The sequence below is a fragment of the Pseudomonas viciae genome (genome assembly GCF_004786035.1).
Lineage (GTDB): Bacteria > Pseudomonadota > Gammaproteobacteria > Pseudomonadales > Pseudomonadaceae > Aquipseudomonas > Aquipseudomonas viciae.
On the sequence record NZ_CP035088.1, the window covers coordinates 2,250,355 to 2,267,043 of the forward strand.

The 16,689-nt window shown below is 60.9% G+C and carries 15 protein-coding genes and 2 pseudogenes; 9 read left to right on the forward strand and 8 right to left on the reverse strand.

Annotated features, from left to right (window positions below; translation table 11 throughout):
- Positions 1 to 5 precede the first annotated feature (5 nt).
- A complete protein-coding gene (glgB, locus tag EPZ47_RS10325; protein ID WP_135844670.1) occupies positions 6 to 2,240 on the forward strand; it encodes a 1,4-alpha-glucan branching protein GlgB in 2,235 nt (744 codons plus the stop codon).
- Positions 2,241 to 2,399: 159 nt separating this feature from the next.
- On the opposite strand, the gene gudD is transcribed toward glgB, so the two are convergent.
- Positions 2,400 to 3,743, reverse strand: a complete 1,344-nt coding sequence (gene gudD, locus EPZ47_RS10330) for a glucarate dehydratase (protein WP_135844671.1) — start codon at positions 3,741 to 3,743, stop codon at positions 2,400 to 2,402.
- 30 nt (positions 3,744 to 3,773) lie between these two features.
- Positions 3,774 to 5,120 carry an MFS transporter gene (locus tag EPZ47_RS10335; RefSeq protein WP_135844672.1) on the reverse strand — a complete coding sequence of 449 codons (1,347 nt, stop codon included), beginning with the start codon at positions 5,118 to 5,120 and terminating at the stop codon, positions 3,774 to 3,776.
- Between the two features lie 327 nt (positions 5,121 to 5,447).
- On the opposite strand from EPZ47_RS10335, the gene EPZ47_RS10340 reads away from it, so the two are divergent.
- Entirely contained in the window at positions 5,448 to 6,158 is a 711-nt protein-coding gene (locus EPZ47_RS10340; RefSeq protein ID WP_135844673.1) for a FadR/GntR family transcriptional regulator, read from the forward strand.
- Between the two features lie 252 nt (positions 6,159 to 6,410).
- Here EPZ47_RS10340 and EPZ47_RS10345 read toward each other — a convergent pair whose 3' ends face one another.
- Genes EPZ47_RS10345 through EPZ47_RS10355 form a run of 3 tightly spaced genes read right to left on the reverse strand, consistent with a single transcriptional unit; the run spans position 6,411 to position 9,003 of the window.
- Positions 6,411 to 7,592 carry an acetyl-CoA C-acetyltransferase gene (locus EPZ47_RS10345; RefSeq protein ID WP_135844674.1) on the reverse strand — a complete coding sequence of 394 codons (1,182 nt, stop codon included), beginning with the start codon at positions 7,590 to 7,592 and terminating at the stop codon, positions 6,411 to 6,413.
- Between the two features lie 11 nt (positions 7,593 to 7,603).
- Positions 7,604 to 8,269 (reverse strand): CoA transferase subunit B, encoded by a 666-nt coding sequence (locus tag EPZ47_RS10350; RefSeq protein WP_003180355.1) that lies wholly within the window; start codon positions 8,267 to 8,269, stop codon positions 7,604 to 7,606.
- A 35-nt stretch (positions 8,270 to 8,304) separates the two neighbouring features.
- A complete protein-coding gene (locus EPZ47_RS10355) occupies positions 8,305 to 9,003 on the reverse strand; it encodes a CoA transferase subunit A (protein WP_003180356.1) in 699 nt (232 codons plus the stop codon).
- Between the two features lie 130 nt (positions 9,004 to 9,133).
- On the opposite strand from EPZ47_RS10355, the gene EPZ47_RS10360 reads away from it, so the two are divergent.
- On the forward strand, positions 9,134 to 10,036 hold the full coding sequence (locus EPZ47_RS10360; protein WP_135844675.1) for a LysR family transcriptional regulator: 903 nt from the start codon (positions 9,134 to 9,136) through the stop codon (positions 10,034 to 10,036).
- Between the two features lie 119 nt (positions 10,037 to 10,155).
- Here EPZ47_RS10360 and EPZ47_RS10370 read toward each other — a convergent pair whose 3' ends face one another.
- Positions 10,156 to 10,995, reverse strand: coding sequence for an NAD-dependent protein deacetylase (locus EPZ47_RS10370; RefSeq protein ID WP_135844676.1), 840 nt, complete (start codon positions 10,993 to 10,995; stop codon positions 10,156 to 10,158).
- 177 nt (positions 10,996 to 11,172) lie between these two features.
- Between EPZ47_RS10370 and EPZ47_RS10375 the strand changes: the two genes are divergently transcribed.
- The 5 genes and pseudogenes from EPZ47_RS10375 (at position 11,173) to EPZ47_RS10390 (ending at position 14,570) form a co-directional block, all read left to right on the forward strand.
- Positions 11,173 to 11,433 (forward strand): hypothetical protein, encoded by a 261-nt coding sequence (locus EPZ47_RS10375; protein ID WP_135844677.1) that lies wholly within the window; start codon positions 11,173 to 11,175, stop codon positions 11,431 to 11,433.
- A gap of 236 nt (positions 11,434 to 11,669) precedes the next feature.
- A pseudogene (locus EPZ47_RS30750) lies at positions 11,670 to 11,759 on the forward strand (KGG domain-containing protein); the annotation flags it as partial.
- A 9-nt stretch (positions 11,760 to 11,768) separates the two neighbouring features.
- A pseudogene (locus EPZ47_RS30755) lies at positions 11,769 to 11,966 on the forward strand (con-10 family general stress protein); the annotation flags it as partial.
- A gap of 614 nt (positions 11,967 to 12,580) precedes the next feature.
- On the forward strand, positions 12,581 to 13,432 hold the full coding sequence (locus EPZ47_RS10385; protein ID WP_406550161.1) for a ZIP family metal transporter: 852 nt from the start codon (positions 12,581 to 12,583) through the stop codon (positions 13,430 to 13,432).
- 169 nt (positions 13,433 to 13,601) lie between these two features.
- Complete coding sequence (locus EPZ47_RS10390) at positions 13,602 to 14,570, forward strand: hypothetical protein (protein ID WP_238346721.1); 969 nt, start codon at positions 13,602 to 13,604, stop codon at positions 14,568 to 14,570.
- A 10-nt stretch (positions 14,571 to 14,580) separates the two neighbouring features.
- Here the strand turns inward: EPZ47_RS10390 and EPZ47_RS10395 are convergent, their stop codons facing one another.
- A complete protein-coding gene (locus EPZ47_RS10395; protein ID WP_135844681.1) occupies positions 14,581 to 14,772 on the reverse strand; it encodes a hypothetical protein in 192 nt (63 codons plus the stop codon).
- A gap of 165 nt (positions 14,773 to 14,937) precedes the next feature.
- Between EPZ47_RS10395 and glsB the strand changes: the two genes are divergently transcribed.
- Entirely contained in the window at positions 14,938 to 15,846 is a 909-nt protein-coding gene (gene glsB, locus EPZ47_RS10400; protein WP_135844682.1) for a glutaminase B, read from the forward strand.
- 59 nt (positions 15,847 to 15,905) lie between these two features.
- Here glsB and EPZ47_RS10405 read toward each other — a convergent pair whose 3' ends face one another.
- Complete coding sequence (locus EPZ47_RS10405) at positions 15,906 to 16,235, reverse strand: hypothetical protein (RefSeq protein WP_135844683.1); 330 nt, start codon at positions 16,233 to 16,235, stop codon at positions 15,906 to 15,908.
- Positions 16,236 to 16,689: the final 454 nt, after the last annotated feature.

The window sequence follows — 16,689 nt, forward strand, 5'->3', positions numbered from 1 at the left end:
GAATCATGAGTGTCTCGAACAAAGAATCCCAAGGGCAGGCCAAAGAGTCATTGCTGCCTGCACCCCATGACATCGACGCGCTGGTGCGCGCCGAGCATCAAGACCCATTTTCGATCCTGGGCCCTCACGGCGATGGCGCGAGCGGACAGTTCATTCGGGCGTACTTGCCCGGTGCGTTGAGCGTGCAGGTGCTCGCCCGTGACGGCGGTGAGGAGCTCGGTGAGCTGCAACAGAGCGAAACCCCGGGCCTGTTTGTCGGCCATTTCGACCGCGCCCAGGCCTACCTGCTGCGCACCCGTTGGGCCGGCGGCGAGCAAGTGGCAGAGGACCCGTACAGCTTCGGGCCGCTGCTGGGAGAGATGGATCTTTACCTGTTTGCCGAGGGTAATCACCGCGACCTCAGTTCCTGCCTCGGTGCGCAACTGACCACCGTCGATGGCATCGACGGCGTGCGGTTCGCCGTGTGGGCGCCGAATGCGCGGCGCGTCTCGGTGGTGGGGGACTTCAACGTCTGGGACGGGCGTCGGCATCCGATGCGCATCCGCTATCCGTCCGGTGTGTGGGAGCTGTTCATCCCACGGCTTGGCGCGGGTGAAGGCTACAAATATGAAATCCTTGGCGCCCACGGCATCCTGCCGCTCAAGGCCGACCCCGTGGCGCTGGCTACCCAAATGCCGCCAGACACCGCGTCGAAAGTCGCCGCGCCGTTGAAGATCGAATGGCAGGACCACGAATGGATGCAGCAACGCGCTGAGCGGCATCTGCCCGCTGCCCCGTTGTCGATCTACGAGTTGCACGCCGGTTCCTGGCAGTGCGAAATCGACGAGGCGGGGGAGGTGGCCCGGCAATACAACTGGCATGAAATGGCCGAACGGCTGGTGCCTTACGTCAAGGACCTGGGTTTTACCCACATCGAGCTGATGCCGATCATGGAGCACCCGTTCGGCGGCTCCTGGGGCTATCAACCGCTGTCGCAGTTCGCCCCGACGGCGCGCTTCGGCTCGCCGGACGATTTCGCTGCGTTCGTCAATGCCTGCCACCAGGCCAACATCGGTGTGATCCTTGACTGGGTGCCGGCGCATTTTCCCACTGACACCCATGGTCTGGCCCAATTCGACGGCACCGCGTTGTACGAATACGGCAACCCGCTGGAAGGCTTCCACCAGGATTGGGACACCCTGATCTACAACCTGGGGCGCACCGAAGTCCACGGTTTCATGCTGGCCTCGGCGCTGCACTGGCTCAAGCATTTCCACATCGATGGCCTGCGTGTGGATGCCGTAGCCTCGATGCTGTACCGCGACTATTCGCGCAAGGCGGGCGAGTGGGTGCCTAACCGTCACGGCGGGCGCGAGAACCTGGAAGCCATTGATTTCCTGCGGCACCTCAACGACGTGGTGGCATTGGAAGCCCCTGGCGCGTTGGTCATCGCCGAAGAGTCCACCGCCTGGCCGGGCGTCAGCCAGAGCACGCAACAGGGCGGCCTGGGTTTTTCCTATAAATGGAACATGGGCTGGATGCACGATTCGCTGCACTACATCCAGCAGGACCCGGTGTACCGCGCCCATCACCATAACGAACTGAGTTTTGGCCTGATGTACGCGTGGTCCGAGCGGTTCGTGCTGCCGATTTCCCATGACGAAGTGGTCCACGGCAAACGTTCGTTGATCGACAAAATGCCCGGTGATCGTTGGCAGAAGTTCGCCAACCTGCGGGCCTACCTCAGTTTCATGTGGGGCCATCCGGGCAAGAAGCTGCTGTTCATGGGCTGCGAGTTCGGCCAATGGCGCGAGTGGAACCACGATCAACAGTTGGATTGGTACCTGCTGCAATACCCTGAGCACCGCGGGGTGCAGAAACTGGTCAGCGATCTGAACCGACTGTATCGCGAAGAACCGGCGTTGCATGACCAGGATGACGCGCCTCAGGGTTTCCAATGGTTGATTGGTGACGATGCGGTCAACAGCGTCTACGCCTGGCTGCGTTGGAGCAAGGATGGTCGGCCGGCGTTGGTGGTGGCCAACTTCACACCGGTGCCGCGCGAGGCCTATCGGGTTGGCGTGCCGTTCGCCGGGCGTTGGGTGGAATTGCTCAACAGCGATGCCGACACCTATGCCGGTTCCAACTACGGCAACGGCGGCGGTGCCTCCACCGAAGAAGTGCCCAGCCATGGGCAAAACCTGTCGCTGGAACTCAACCTGCCGCCGTTGGCGGTGTTGATCCTGCGGCCGGAGGGCTAGTCACGCAGTCCCACACGGCGTCATGGGTGACTTCAAGCTCAAGAGCGCCTGAGTCAATGTGGGAGCGGGCTTGCTCGCGAAAGCGGCGTGTCAGTCACCATTAATGTGGCTGATTCATCGCCATCGCGAGCAAGCTCGCTCCCACAGGGGGGAGTCGTTTCAGCGCACCAGGCACGGCCGCTTGTTGTTGAACGTCCAGCCCGGAATCAGGTACTGCATCGCCACCGCATCGTCCCTTGCTCCTAGCCCCATGCCTTTGTACAGCTCATGGGCCTTGGCCAACTGATCGGTATCCAGCTCAATCCCCAGCCCCGGTTTTTTCGGCACCTGCACGCAGCCGCCCTGGATCTGTAGCGGCGCCTTGGTCAGCCGTTGGCCGTCCTGCCAGATCCAGTGAGTGTCGATGGCGGTGATGTCGCCCGGCGCTGCAGCGGCCACATGCGTGAACATCGCCAGGGAGATATCGAAGTGGTTGTTGGAATGCGAACCCCAGGTCAGGCCCCATTCATTGCACATCTGCGCCACCCGCACCGAACCCTGCATGGTCCAGAAATGCGGATCGGCCAGAGGAATGTCCACTGACTGCAAAGTGATCGCGTGGCCCATCTCGCGCCAGTCGGTGGCGATCATGTTGGTCGCGGTCTTGAGGCCTGTAGCCCGGCGAAACTCGGCCATGACCTCACGCCCGGAGTAGCCGTTCTCGGCCCCGCAAGGGTCCTCGGCATAGGCCAGCACTTTGTGCTGGTCGCGGCACAGACGGATCGCTTCCTTGAGTGACCAGGCACCGTTCGGGTCCAGGGTGATGCGTGCCTGGGGGAAACGTTCGGCCAGTGCGCTAACCGCTTCGATTTCTGCGTCACCCTCGAGCACGCCGCCCTTGAGCTTGAAATCCTCAAAGCCATAACGCGCGTGAGCGGCTTCGGCCAGGCGCACCACGGCGTCGGCGTCCAGGGCTTTTTCGTGGCGGATGCGGAACCAGTCGTTGTCGGCGTCCGGTTCGCTGCGGTAGGCCAGGTCGGTCTGCTGGCGATCGCCGACATAAAACAGATAACCGAGCATCTTCACTTCATCGCGCTGCTGGCCTTCGCCGAGCAGGGCTGCGACCGGCACGTCCAGGTGTTGGCCGAGCAGGTCCAACAACGCCGCTTCCAGGCCGGTTACCGCGTGGATGGTGATGCGCAGGTCGAAGGTCTGCAGGCCCCGGCCACCGGCATCGCGGTCGGCGAACGCCTGGCGCACCGTGTTGAGGATCTTCTGGTAGGTGCCGATGGGGCTGCCGACCACCAGCGAGCGGGCGTCTTCGAGGGTCTGGCGAATGCGCTCGCCACCGGGCACTTCGCCCACTCCGGTGTGGCCGGCGTTGTCCTTGAGGATGACGATGTTGCGGGTGAAGAACGGGCCGTGGGCGCCGCTGAGGTTCAGCAGCATGCCGTCATGGCCGGCCACGGGCACGACCTGCATGCTGGTGATGATCGGGGCTTTGCTGGTTTCTGGTGTAGTCATGTGTACTTATCCTTGAACAAATCGAATGGATCAGACGTGGCTGGCGGCGGGACTGGTCGGCGTCGTTGCCGGCTTGGGCTTGGGCGTATTGCGTGCGGCAAACACGATGATCGCGGCAATGATCGAAGTGGCTGCCAGGCCGTAGAGGCCGCCCTGGATCGAGCCGGTGTGCTCCTCCAGCAGGCCGAACGTGGTCGGGGCAACGAAGCCGCCAAGGTTGCCCACGGAGTTGATCAACGCAATCACCCCTGCGGCAATTCGCGCGTCCAGGTAGGCCTGGGGAATCGGCCAGAACAGCGACGACGCCGACTTGAAGCCCAGGGCCGCGAAGCAGATGGCGACGAAGGCGAAGATCGGCCCGCCGGTGGTGGACATGAACATCCCGGCCGCCGCGATCAGCAGGGCAGCGGCCACCCAGGCCTGTTGGAACTTCCACTTGGCCGACAGAGAGGCGAAGGCGTACATGCCGACAATCGACAGCAGCCAGGGGATGGAGTTGAACAGCCCGACCTGAATGTCGCTGAGGTCGCCCATCTTCTTGATGATGCTTGGCAGCCAGAACGTGGCGGCATAGATCGTCAATTGGATGAAAAAGTAGATTAGGCAAAACAGGATGATCTGGCGATCCTTGAGCAATTGGCCGATGGACAATTTGACCGGCGTGGCGGCTTCGCGGGCTGCCTGTTCATCGTCGATGGCCTTGACCAGCGCGTCCTGTTCGTCGCGATTCAGCCATTTGGCATCGTGGGGCTTGGAGTCCAGCCAGAACCAGACGAAGACGCATAGGCAGACGGAGAACATCCCTTCGATGAAGTACATCCACTGCCAGCCATGCATGCCCAGGCCGTTGATTTGCAGGAGCAACCCCGACAGCGGGCCGGAGATCAACGACGCGATGGCCGAGCCGCTGAGGAAGATGGCGATGGCTTTGCCGCGTTCAACCCCTGGCAGCCAGCGGGTGAAGTAGTAAATCACCCCAGGGAAGAAACCGGCTTCGGCCACGCCCAGCAGAAAGCGCAGGATGTAGAAGTGGGTTTCGTTCTGGATGAACGCCATGCAGGCGGCCACCAGGCCCCAAGTGAGCATGATGCGGGTGAGCCAGATACGTGCGCCGATTTTCTGCAGCAGGATGTTGGACGGGACTTCGAACAGCGCATAGCCGATGAAGAACAGGCCGGCACCGAAGCCGTAGGCGGCCGCGCCGATGCCCAGGTCGTGCTCCATGTGGGCACGCACGAAGCCGATGTTCACGCGGTCGATGTAGTTGACGATAAACATGATGACGAACAGCGGCAGGATGTGGCGCTTGACCTTGGAAATGGCCGACAGCAGCACCGGATCCGCGCCGGCATTCGCCTTGAGGCTGGATGTGTTCACTGGTTTTTCTCCCACTCGTTATTTTTATGCGGGCATCGTGCAGGTGTCGATGTTGATGGACATCATACAACTTGATTTTTTTGAGTGACAAGACATTTTTGAACGTGTCTGGATGGGCGGATGGGTCTTTTTGTACCGTATTCATGAGGTGTTGTGACGATATTGAGGGGCGCTGGTGCGACGGGATGCGAGCCTTTCGTAGTGCGGGGTATTTGAAGTAATTTGTTAAAGCTGGTGTGTTGTCATATAAGTTGGCTGTTCGGTAATGCTCACTCTCATGCCTGCTGATGGTAGGATCGATCAGCCTGTTTTCGAGGAACCCTGGCGATGCAAGACACCGAAGCGCCTCTGCGCAAGCGTACCCATAACCTGGCCCATGACTTGGTGGCGAAGCTGAGCCAGAGCATCTTGCTGGGGCAGTTGAAGCCCGGGGAAAAGCTGCCATCGGAAGGCGCTATCGTGCGCGAGCATGGTGTCAGTCGCACGGTGGTGCGCGAGGCGATTTCCAAGTTGCAGGCGTCGGGACTGGTGGAAACCCGTCACGGCATTGGCACCTTTGTGCTGGAGCAGACCGGCGAGCCGGGCCTGCGGCTCAATGTCGATACCGCGGCGGGGGTGCGCGCCATTCTGGAACTGCGCCTGGGCCTGGAAACCCAGGCGGCTGCGTTGGCGGCCCAGCGCCGCAGTGAACACCAACTGCAGCAGATGCGTCAGGCGCTGGATGATTATCAACGGTTGTCCAGCAACAACGACAGCTGCGTCGAAGCCGACCGGCGTTTCCATTTGCTCATCGCCGAAGCCACGGACAACACCTGCTTTGTCGAGATCATGCAACACCTGGGCAGTGCGATGATCCCCAGGACCCGAGTGAACGTGGCCGAACGCGGCCAGGCTGATCTCGGGAAACTGGCGCAATTGGCCAGCCTCGAGCACGAGGCAATCTTCAACGCCATCAAACGCCAGGACCCCGACGCCGCCCGCGCCGCCATGTGGCTGCACCTGACCAACAGCCGCGACCGGTTTGGCGCGGGAGCCTGAGGGCTCATCGTCGCCTGACCCACCGCCTTCGCGAGCAAGCCCGCTCCCACACTGGAACTGTGGTGGACGTCGCATCTGTGAGCCCCCAAGAACCCTTGTGGGAGCCCAGCTTGCTCGCGATGACGGCCGGCGGGCCAGACTCAAAACCAGCAGGCAAAAAAAACCGGCGCAACCGAGGTTGCGCCGGTGGTGGTGCCAGTGGCTGCGCGGATGTTCGTGGGTCCGCACAACCGCTGTTGAACCCTTTGCCGGTTACGCCCGTTCCAGCGCCAAGGCCACGCCTTGGCCGCCGCCGATGCACAGCGTTGCGAGGCCTTTCTTGGCATCGCGCTTGATCATTTCATGCAGCAGCGACACCAGTACCCGGCAACCTGAAGCCCCGATGGGGTGACCCAGGGCGATGGCGCCGCCATTGACGTTGACCTTGTCCATGTCCCATTTCAGCTCCTTGGCCACGGCCAACGACTGGGCGGCGAAGGCTTCGTTGGCTTCGATCAGATCCAGTTGCTCCAGCGACCAACCGGCCTTGTCCAGGCAGCGGCGGGTGGCCGAGACCGGGCCGATGCCCATGATCGCCGGGTCGACGCCAGCGTTGGCGTAGGCACTGATTTTCGCCAGCACCGGCAAGCCCAGCGCCTTGGCTTTTTCGGCGCTCATCAGCACGACCGCAGCGGCGCCGTCATTGAGCGACGAAGCATTGCCGGCGGTGACGCTGCCGTCCTTCTTGAAGGCGGGCTTGAGCTTGCCCAGGGATTCTGCGGTGGTGCCGGCCCGTGGTTGTTCGTCGGTGGCGAACGCCACGGGATCACCTTTGCGCTGCGGAATCAGGATCGGCGTGATCTCATCGGCAAACCGACCGCCTTCAACAGCGGCGACGGCTTTCTGCTGGGACGCGGCGGCAAAGGCGTCCTGCTCCTCGCGGCTGATGCCGTACTTGTCCACCAGATTCTCGGCGGTGATGCCCATGTGGTAATCGTTGAAGGCATCCCACAGGCCGTCGGTAATCATGCTGTCGATCATCTTCGCGTGGCCCATGCGCAGGCCGGTGCGAGCGGCCGGCAACACGTATGGGGCCAGGCTCATGTTCTCCATGCCGCCGGCGATGATGACCTCGGCATCGCCACAGCGGATCGCCTGGGCGCCCAGGTGCAACGCTTTGAGCCCCGAGCCGCAGACCTTGTTCAGGGTCAGCGCAGGCACTGCATGGGGCAGACCGGCGAGGATCGACGCCTGGCGGGCCGGGTTTTGCCCGGAGCCTGCGGTCAGCACCTGGCCGAGGATCACTTCATCGACCTGCTCGCCGGACAGGCCGGTCTGTTCCAGCAGGCGGCGAATCACCGCCGCACCGAGTTCCGGTGCGGGAATGGAAGCCAGCGAACCCTGGAAGCTGCCAATGGCAGTGCGGGTGGCGGCGACAATCACGACTTCTTGCATCGAATCTCTCCTCACTGGGCAGCGAACTGCATTTCAGGCACATGGTCCGGCACGATAAGTTTGCCGGCGGTCTTGGCGACGATTTCCTCGACGCTGACGCCCGGGGCACGTTCTTTCAGGATGAAGGCGCCGTCCTGGATTTCCAGGTAGGCCAGGTCGGTCAGTACACGCTTGATGCAGCCGGCGCCGGTCAGCGGCAGGCTGCAACGTGGCAGCAGTTTCGACTCACCGTCCTTGGACGCATGGGTCATGGTAACGATGATGTTCTCGGCGCCGGCCACCAGGTCCATCGCGCCGCCCATGCCTTTGACGAGCTTGCCGGGGATCATCCACGAGGCAATGTTGCCTTCCACATCCACTTCGAACGCGCCAAGCACGGTCAGGTCGATATGGCCGCCACGGATCATGGCAAACGATTCGGCCGAAGAGAAGATCGAGGCACCGATGCGCGCGGTGACGGTCTGCTTGCCGGCGTTGATCATGTCGGCATCGACCTCGGCTTCGGTGGGAAACGCGCCCATGCCAAGCAGGCCGTTTTCCGACTGCAGCATGACTTCCATGCCTTCGGGGATGTAGTTGGCGACCAGGGTCGGAATGCCGATACCCAGGTTCACGTAGTAGCCGTCCTGCATTTCGCGGGCGACGCGTTGAGCCATTTGTTCGCGGGAAAGTGCCATGTTGTTATTCCTTCATTCGGGCCGGGGGCAGGGGATCACTTACGCACGGTGCGCTGTTCGATGCGCTTTTCGAACGTGCCGCAAATGACCCGGTCGACGTAGATGCCAGGGGTATGGATCTGCGTCGGGTCCAGCTCGCCGGGTTCGACGATTTCTTCGACTTCCACCACGGTGATCTTGCCGGCCGTGGCAGCCAGCGGGTTGAAGTTCTGGGCGGTATGGCGATAGACCACGTTGCCGAAATGGTCGGCTTTCCAGCCTTTGACAATGGCGAAATCGCCGGTGATGGATTCTTCCATCAGGTACTGGCGGCCATGGAACTCACGCACTTCCTTGCCTTCGGCCACGGGGGTGCCGACGCCGGTAGCGGTGAAGAACGCCGGGATGCCTGCGCCACCGGCGCGCATTTTTTCGGCGAGGGTGCCTTGGGGGGTGAGTACGACTTCGATTTCGCCGCTCAGTAGCTGCTTTTCGAAGAGGGCGTTTTCGCCCACGTAGGAGGCCACCACTTTGCGAATCTGCCGATCTTCCAACAGCACGCCGAGGCCGAAACCGTCGACTCCGCAGTTGTTGGAGACCACGGTGAGATCGCGAATACCCTTGCGCTTGATCTCGGCGATCAGGTTTTCCGGAATGCCGCAGAGGCCGAAACCACCGGCGATGACGGTCATGCCGTCCTTCAAGCCTTCCAGCGCTTCTTCATAAGAACTCACGCGTTTGTCGAAACCTGCCATAGACACCTCTTTTATTCTTGATGGGCTCGCAATGAATGCAGTGTTGCGCCAACTCATATATTTGTTAAGTTGATTTTTAGGTTGAATTGATTGATAAAACTCAATAATTGCCACCCGGAACACCGCGCCCATGACCCTCAAGCAAATCCGTGCCTTTCTCGCCGTGGCCCAGAGCCTGAGCTTCGCCGTGGCCTGCGAGCGACTGCACCTGTCCCAGTCGGCCTTGAGCCTGACCATAAAGGCTCTGGAAGAGGGCCTCGGCGGTCGGTTGTTCAGCCGCAATACCCGTAACGTCGCGCTGACGCCTGAAGGCGAATCCTTGCTGCCACTGGCTCGACGGCTGGTTGCCGATTGGGACAACGCCGAGGATGAAATGCGCCAACGCTTCACCTTGCAGCGCGGTCGGGTGACGTTGGCGGCGATGCCGTCATTTGCCGGTAACTTGCTGCCACCGATCCTCAAGACCTTCCGCGCCCGTTATCCGAATGTCAACGTCACGGTCAACGATGTAATCAACGAGCAGGTGCTGGAGATGGTGCGTGATCGCCATGTCGAACTGGGGGTAGCGTTTGAACCGCAGCAGAGCTCATCCCTGGCCTTTACCCCTTTGTACCTGGATCGCTTTGTTGCCGTGGTGCCCCTCGATTCGCCGCTGGCCCAGCTGAGCGAAATCAAGTGGCAGGCCTTGCTGGAACAGCCGTTTATCACTTTGCAGCGGCCCTCCACCGTGCGGGTGATGCTCGAGGAACATTTGCAGGCCCGGGGCATGAAACTGCCGGTGGAGTTCGAGAGCCATCAACTGGCGACCGTCGGGCGAATGGTCGCCAGCGGGTTGGGGGTGAGTGCAGTACCGGCCCTGTGTGTCGGGCAGATGCATGAGTTGGGCGCCCGTTGCATTACCTTGAGCGATCCGGTGATCGAGCGGGCCATCGGTGTGCTGACCAAGCCGGGGCATGAACTGTCGGCGGCGGCGCAGGCGTTGTTCGATACGCTCAAGGAGCAGGATCTTGGTGCGCAGTTGGCCGTACGCTGAGTACCGAGCTTTTGTGGGAGCAGGCTTGCTCGCGAAGACGGTGGAACATTCAGCATTGATGTCGACTGATACTCCGCTTTCGCGAGCAAGCCCGCTCCCACAGGGGGCTGAGTTGTTCGTTAGAACTGGCGATGTGTCAGTAAAGGCAGCAACGCCTCGCATGGCTCTTCCAGCTTCAAATCCAGCAACTCATCAGCCCGGGTCTTGCCCCGGTTGATCGCCAGCAGCGGTTTGCCCTGATCCTTGATCGCCCGGCACAGGCGAAACGCCGACCAGGCCATCAGCGACGAGCCCACCACCAGCAGGCCGTCCGCATCCTCGACGGCCTGGGTGGCGCGAGCGGCGGTAACGGCGGCGACGTTTTCGCCGAAAAAAACCACGTCGGGTTTCAAGCGTTCACCGCCGCAATGGGGGCAGTGAGGTATCTGGAAGCGCGCTTCGAACGCCGGGGCCAGCAGGGTGTCGCCGTCGGGCGCCTGCACCGCATCGACGTCGGCCAGGTAAGGGTTTTGTGCTTCCATCAACAATTGGATCTGCTGCCGTTCGCTGCGCTGCTCGCAATCCAGGCACAGCACGCGATGCAGGCTGCCATGGAGTTCGATCACCTCCTGGCTGCCGGCCTGGTCGTGCAGGGTGTCAACGTTCTGGGTGATCAGGCCGCTGATGCGTTGTTCGGCCTGCAGCGTCGCCAAGGCCTCGTGGGCTGCATTCGGTCGCGCCTGGCGCACCCGTGGCCAGCCCAGCATCGCTCGCGCCCAATAGCGTCGCCGCGCCTCGGGTTTGGCGAGAAACTCCTGGTACATCATGGGCTGTCGACCCCGGCGTACACCGTCGCTGTCGCGGTAATCGGGAATGCCCGATGGGGTGCTGATGCCGGCGCCGGTGAGGACCAGGAAATGGCGCCCGGCCATGTGTTCCAGCAACTGATCGAGCGGTTCACGGTGAAGATCGTCGGGCATGTGGGAGTCTCCGCTGGCCTGGAACTGTTGAGATTAGCACTGCGGTTGAGCAGGGAAACGGCGATACGCCTTTCGTCGCTCTATGCGGTGGTTCTTCAAACTTCCCCGGGCCCGCGATATCCACTTCTATGTGCGGCGATCGCGGCCGCTCCTGAACCTGCCGAGAGAAGGAGGCGTATGAAACAGACCACCGGTAAAGTACGGGTCATCAATCGACAGCGTGCAATGGTGGGTGTGTACGTCGAGCAAGAGGACGACCACACCGTGCTCAAACTAAGTTCGGTCAATGACATCGACATTGGCGACGTCATGGCGTGGGACAGCGGCACGGCCTTGGGCACCCAGTCCTATCGTAACTTGACCAAGGGCTGGACCGCCGAGGTGTATGTGGCTAAGCACGGTGTTGCGACGGCGAATCTTGAGGTCCAGTTGAGGTGAGATCCCGACAGGGTTCATATGGCTGAAATATACCGGATCTAAATCATCTAAGGGTTGTGGTTTGATCAATAGCCTATTGCAATAGGCCAGGGCGTCGACCCCATAAATAAGGTGAGCATGAAAGCATCGACCGTTCGTCGTCGCATGCGCGCATTCTCTAAAACCTTAGCGGCCTCGAGTTTTCCGAATACTACGAACCAGCAGGTTCGTTAACATCAATTAACGAGGTGAATGAAATGGCTAACACAGGAAATAACAATCCTGGCAATTTCGCTAACGATCGTGAGAAGGCCTCGCAAGCTGGGAAGAAAGGCGGCCAAGCCTCGGGTGGCAACTTCGCCAACGACCCGGAGCGCGCATCCGAGGCCGGACGCAAGGGTGGGCAAGCCTCGGGCGGCAATTTCGCCAACGACCCAGGACGTGCCGCAGAGGCCGGCCGCAAAGGCGGGCAGGCCTCGGGGGGCAATTTTGCCAAAGATCCGGAACGCGCCTCTGAAGCGGGGCGTAAAGGCGGCCAAGCCTCCGGTGGCAACGTAGCCAACGACCGTGAGCAAGCCAGCGATGCCGGTCGAAAAGGCAGTGGAAACAGTCAGGGGGGAGGGCGTAAATCGTAATGTCCGGTGACTTTGCAGACCCTGTGCTAATTCCATAGGCCTAGGCTGGTTGGATATAACTGCCTGGCGAGAAGTTATGGATTGGCCAGATCGATGGGCTTGTAAGTTACTTAATGGTCGGGTGATTTGAACGGTTTATATAAATGACCGCTCGTCATCGTGTTGGATAAAAAATAAACTGTATTCCTTCCGCTCCTTTGGATTTTTGTGGACGCTACTATCGGTAGCGTCCACATGCGTTGTGCCAGTTGGAGAGCTTTAATCATTTTTCACATGAAAAAAAGACTGCACTGCACCCCGCCGCCACGGGTGCCGGCTTGGGTTCTGGGATGCAAGGTGACAAACTGTAAAAACGGCCAGGGGGTCGACTTCCTCGCCTGAACATTCAGTTTGATCATTCAAGTCGTGACGCCAACGACCAGGCATGGCCTGGCTAAAACCAGTAAGGACATTCAATGGACCAGCCCACCTCCCGGATCCGATCGCCCTGGCGTACCTGGCTGGATCCTGTGCAAAACAATCTAGTGCTGGGGATGACCTTCTGGCTGGGGTTGGCCGTCATTACCGCGTTGTTGCTCTACAGCGGCTACAACGCGCTGGTGGGGGCTGACCGGCAAAACCTGGGGTATGCGGTGCTGGGCGGCACGTCCGGCTTCGCCGCCACCGCGGTGGGCGCCATGATGGCGGTGGTGTTGCGGGACATCTCGTCCCGTACCCAGGACATCATGCTGGGTTTCGCCGCGGGCATGATGCTCGCCGCCAGTTCATTCTCACTGATCTTGCCGGGGATCGAGGCTGCACAGGTCATTTGTGGCAATCAGTTGCTTGCCGCGTTTGTCGTCGTAGTCGGCCTGGGGCTCGGCGTCGCCCTGATGATCGGCCTTGACCGTTTCGTTCCCCACGAACACGAGTTGAGTGGTCGGCGCGGCCCGCAGGTCGAGCGCATCAATCGTGTCTGGCTGTTCGTCCTTGCCATCACCTTGCACAATTTGCCGGAAGGCATGGCCATTGGTGTCAGTTTTGCCGACGGCGATTTCAAGGTCGGCCTGCCCCTGACCACCGCCATTGCCATTCAGGACATCCCGGAAGGTCTCGCCATCGCCATGGCGCTGCGGGTCACTGGCATCAGTACTCTGCGTGCAGCGCTGATTGCGGTGGGCTCGGGGCTGATGGAGCCGCTGGGGGCGGTGATCGGCCTGGGCATGTCCTCGGGCGTGGCTGTTGCTTATCCCATCAGCCTGGGCCTGGCTGCCGGGGCGATGATCTTCGTGGTGTCCCACGAAGTGATTCCCGAAACCCACCGCAACGGCCATGAAACCCCGGCTACCTTGGGATTGATGATGGGGTTTGCGGTGATGATGTTTCTCGACACGGCGTTGGGGTGATTGTCCCGCCAAATACCTGTTGGATGAGATCTTGGGTTTTGTGTGTTTAGGCCAAGCCCCTGTTTCCCGCCACCTATACTCAACCCCGTGGATCACATGAATCCGGGGTGGCGCGATTGTGCTGCGTTCGCTGATGCTGGCCGTTTTGCTCGTTCTGGCGGGGTGTGCCATGCCGCAGCGCGGACAACAGGTCGCTACGGTGGTGATTCCCCAGGACACCTGGCGGCAGGTCGACCAGCAGATCATCGCGGCGTCGAAAAGCGCTATCGAACAGGCCGGAGTCTACGCCCGCGGGTCGATGGAGCATTGGCGGATGCTGGTGTACCAGCGGACCGAAGTTGAGTTCATCCCCTGGTTCAGCAGCTACTGGACCCAGGAGTGGCTGGCAGTGAAGGTCAGTTGGTATGCCGCCAGTGCCAAGGGTGAGGAGGACTCCTCGGCAAGGCGTCTGGCGGTTTATCTGCAAGAGCAGTATCGCGAGCAGGTGCTGGAGCCGGTGGCGGTGGAAATCGATCCTGAGGCGATCAGGGCCAGTGCGACGGATTATTACCTGCGCCTGGTCAGTCAGCAGGTTCAGGTGATCGCCTCGCGGCATCAAATCCCGACCGAGCTGATGAACCGACGCCTGCACGGCATTCCTGCTATCAGCCTGGGCCCGCCGGCGGCGCGCAACGCTTCGTTGTATGAGATGGTCCATACCGAACCGCTCAATACACTGCCGGCCTATGCCGCGCTGATTGATCATGTGAACAAAGCCGCCGCCACCGGTTCGGGCCCATCGGACGCAGTGATTGCCACGGTGGCACAGCGTACCAGTGAAAAAATCGAAGCGCAGTTCGCCACACGAGGAGCGGCCGGCGCGGCGGCGGCCGTGGCCGGGAAGGCGGCGGGGGCGTTGATTTCGGTGGGTGTGGCGGGTATTCGCGCCATGATCCACGAGGGCGAACGGCTGGAAATGGAAGCGCAGATCCGCAAAAACCTGAGCGCCGCGTTCGACGAGGCTTGGTTCAGGTCACTCAAGCATCCCCTCAGTGGGGTGATGGCGCCGGTGTACTACCTGGACGAAGAAATCAAAGGCTACCTGGTCGAGTCGGACCTGGCCAACCGAGCGGTGGCGTTGCCGGACATCAAACCGTGACGGGGCGGGTTCACTCGCCGAGTGTGACGCGGCAACCCTTGCGATGACGGATCTGTTCATCCGTGGGACGTTCCTTGACGAATTCGAAACGCGGCTCGCCTTCGCTGTAAATCACCAGCCAGCCCCATTCCAGCTCGCTTTCATCCTGCCCGGGCCTGGGCGGCGAGGCCCACCAGGGTTCTTTTTGCATGATTTGACGCATCCTGTACCTCCTGTCGGTTGATCCCTTCAACTATAGACTGCTGGATTTCGTCGCAAGCGCCCGTGAAAACGCTTGCAGTCAATTGAGTGTGCTCTGACGCCGCCCATCAGCGTCTAGCGTCTGTATCCCCGCACTTCGAACGGGGAATGACTGGACCCCGCGCATATGCAAGCACTGTTGAACGAGATCCTCGATACGGTTCGCCCCCTGATCGGTCAGGGCAAGGTGGCCGACTACATTCCAGCCCTGGGCACCGTGGCGCCCAATCAGCTGGGCATTGCCGTGTATGGCAATGACGGCGAGATGTATTGCGCAGGCGACGCCGACACGGTGTTTTCGGTGCAGAGTATTTCCAAGGTGTTCAGCCTGGTGCAGGCCATCGGGCATTCCGGCGAAGCGATCTGGGAGCGCCTGGGCCATGAGCCGTCCGGCCAGCCTTTCAACTCCCTGGTGCAGCTGGAGTTCGAACGCGGCCGGCCCCGCAACCCGTTCATCAACGCCGGCGCCTTGGTGATCTGCGATATCAACCAGTCGCGTTTCGCCGCTCCGGCGTTGTCGATGCGCGATTTCGTGCGGCGCCTGTCGGGCAACCCGCAAGTGATGGTGGACGGCAAGGTCGCCGAGTCGGAATACCAGCACCGTGCCCGCAACGCGGCGATGGCCTACCTGATGCAGTCCTTTGGCAACTTCCATAACGACGTGGAAGCGGTGCTGCGCAGTTATTTCAGCCACTGCGCCCTGCGGATGAGCTGCATCGACCTGGCCCGGGCGTTCTGCTTCCTGGCCAACGACGGGTTCTGCAAGCACAGCGGCGAACAGATCCTCACTGCGCGGCAGACCCAGCAGGTCAACTCCATCATGGCTACCAGCGGGCTGTACGACGAGGCCGGCAATTTCGCCTATCGCGTCGGCCTGCCTGGCAAGAGCGGGGTGGGCGGCGGGATTGTCGCCGTGGTGCCGGGGCGCTTCACGGTGTGCGTCTGGTCGCCTGAACTCAACGTCGCCGGCAACTCCCTGGCCGGCATGGCGGCGCTGGAGTTGATGAGCCAGCGGATCGGCTGGTCGGTGTTCTAGATACAACGAAAAAGGGCCCGTTCCTGGTTGAGGAACGGGCCCTTTTTATTCAAGTGCAATCAGCAGAAGCGATCGATGACCTGCACTTGCGAGGTGTTTTGCATCGACTGCCAAGCCTGGGTCAACGTTTGCAATACTCGACCGATGAAGTCCTTGTCCGCAGCGGCCTTCTTGCCGACATAGCCCTGGCCGCGACGGTACATCTTCAGCCGGGCACACAGGTCTTGGGTGTTCTTGTCGAACTCCTCCTCACCGGCGAAAGGCGCCAGGCAGTCCATATGCACTTGGCCAGTCTTGCTGATCCACAGGATATGGCTGTCGAGAGTGTCCTTGTGCGCTGCGAACATGCGAGCCAGTTCATCAATAGATGGTTGATTATTCAGATTCATGTGTAAGCCCCTTGACCATTTGGTTGATCTGTCTGGTGGTTCGCAAAAACTTCGCTTCTCGGTAAGTGCTACCTGGTACCGAAACCAGGCCGTCAGCGTTCATCCGTCGAACTTCGACGGGGTCGTGCATCGGTTGTGTAGTGTTATCGAAGGGCTGCTACGCAAATGCGCTACAACGAAGAGAAACAGCGAAGAATCTTCAGCCAGTGTCAACTTTCGAGGGTCGACCACGCGCATCATGAGGATTGATCGCCAGCGTTTCTCGTCCTTGTTACCGGACGGTCATGCCAGGTCAGCACCTTCAATCTGCCTTGTGGGCAGTCCCTTATCCAAAAAAACAGCTCGGCGGTCAGACGAGCTTGCTCAAACGGTTGCCTGTACTCCCGATCGGGGAGACGTCTGCATCATGCAAGGGCAAATCGGAGGCGTCAACGGTTTTGTAGTGATTATTTTT

Bases quoted from the DNA above. Each gene is read 5' to 3' on its own strand.
- glgB (WP_135844670.1), top strand. From the start codon at position 6: ATGAGTGTCTCGAACAAAGAATCCCAAGGGCAGGCCAAAGAGTCATTG.
- gudD (WP_135844671.1), bottom strand. From the start codon at position 3,743: ATGACTACACCAGAAACCAGCAAAGCCCCGATCATCACCAGCATGCAG.
- EPZ47_RS10340 (WP_135844673.1), top strand. From the start codon at position 5,448: ATGCAAGACACCGAAGCGCCTCTGCGCAAGCGTACCCATAACCTGGCC.
- EPZ47_RS10345 (WP_135844674.1), bottom strand. From the start codon at position 7,592: ATGCAAGAAGTCGTGATTGTCGCCGCCACCCGCACTGCCATTGGCAGC.
- EPZ47_RS10350 (WP_003180355.1), bottom strand. From the start codon at position 8,269: ATGGCACTTTCCCGCGAACAAATGGCTCAACGCGTCGCCCGCGAAATG.
- EPZ47_RS10355 (WP_003180356.1), bottom strand. From the start codon at position 9,003: ATGGCAGGTTTCGACAAACGCGTGAGTTCTTATGAAGAAGCGCTGGAA.
- EPZ47_RS10360 (WP_135844675.1), top strand. From the start codon at position 9,134: ATGACCCTCAAGCAAATCCGTGCCTTTCTCGCCGTGGCCCAGAGCCTG.
- EPZ47_RS10370 (WP_135844676.1), bottom strand. From the start codon at position 10,995: ATGCCCGACGATCTTCACCGTGAACCGCTCGATCAGTTGCTGGAACAC.
- EPZ47_RS10375 (WP_135844677.1), top strand. From the start codon at position 11,173: ATGAAACAGACCACCGGTAAAGTACGGGTCATCAATCGACAGCGTGCA.
- EPZ47_RS10385 (WP_406550161.1), top strand. From the start codon at position 12,581: ATGACCTTCTGGCTGGGGTTGGCCGTCATTACCGCGTTGTTGCTCTAC.
- EPZ47_RS10390 (WP_238346721.1), top strand. From the start codon at position 13,602: ATGCCGCAGCGCGGACAACAGGTCGCTACGGTGGTGATTCCCCAGGAC.
- EPZ47_RS10395 (WP_135844681.1), bottom strand. From the start codon at position 14,772: ATGCGTCAAATCATGCAAAAAGAACCCTGGTGGGCCTCGCCGCCCAGG.
- glsB (WP_135844682.1), top strand. From the start codon at position 14,938: ATGCAAGCACTGTTGAACGAGATCCTCGATACGGTTCGCCCCCTGATC.
- EPZ47_RS10405 (WP_135844683.1), bottom strand. From the start codon at position 16,235: ATGAATCTGAATAATCAACCATCTATTGATGAACTGGCTCGCATGTTC.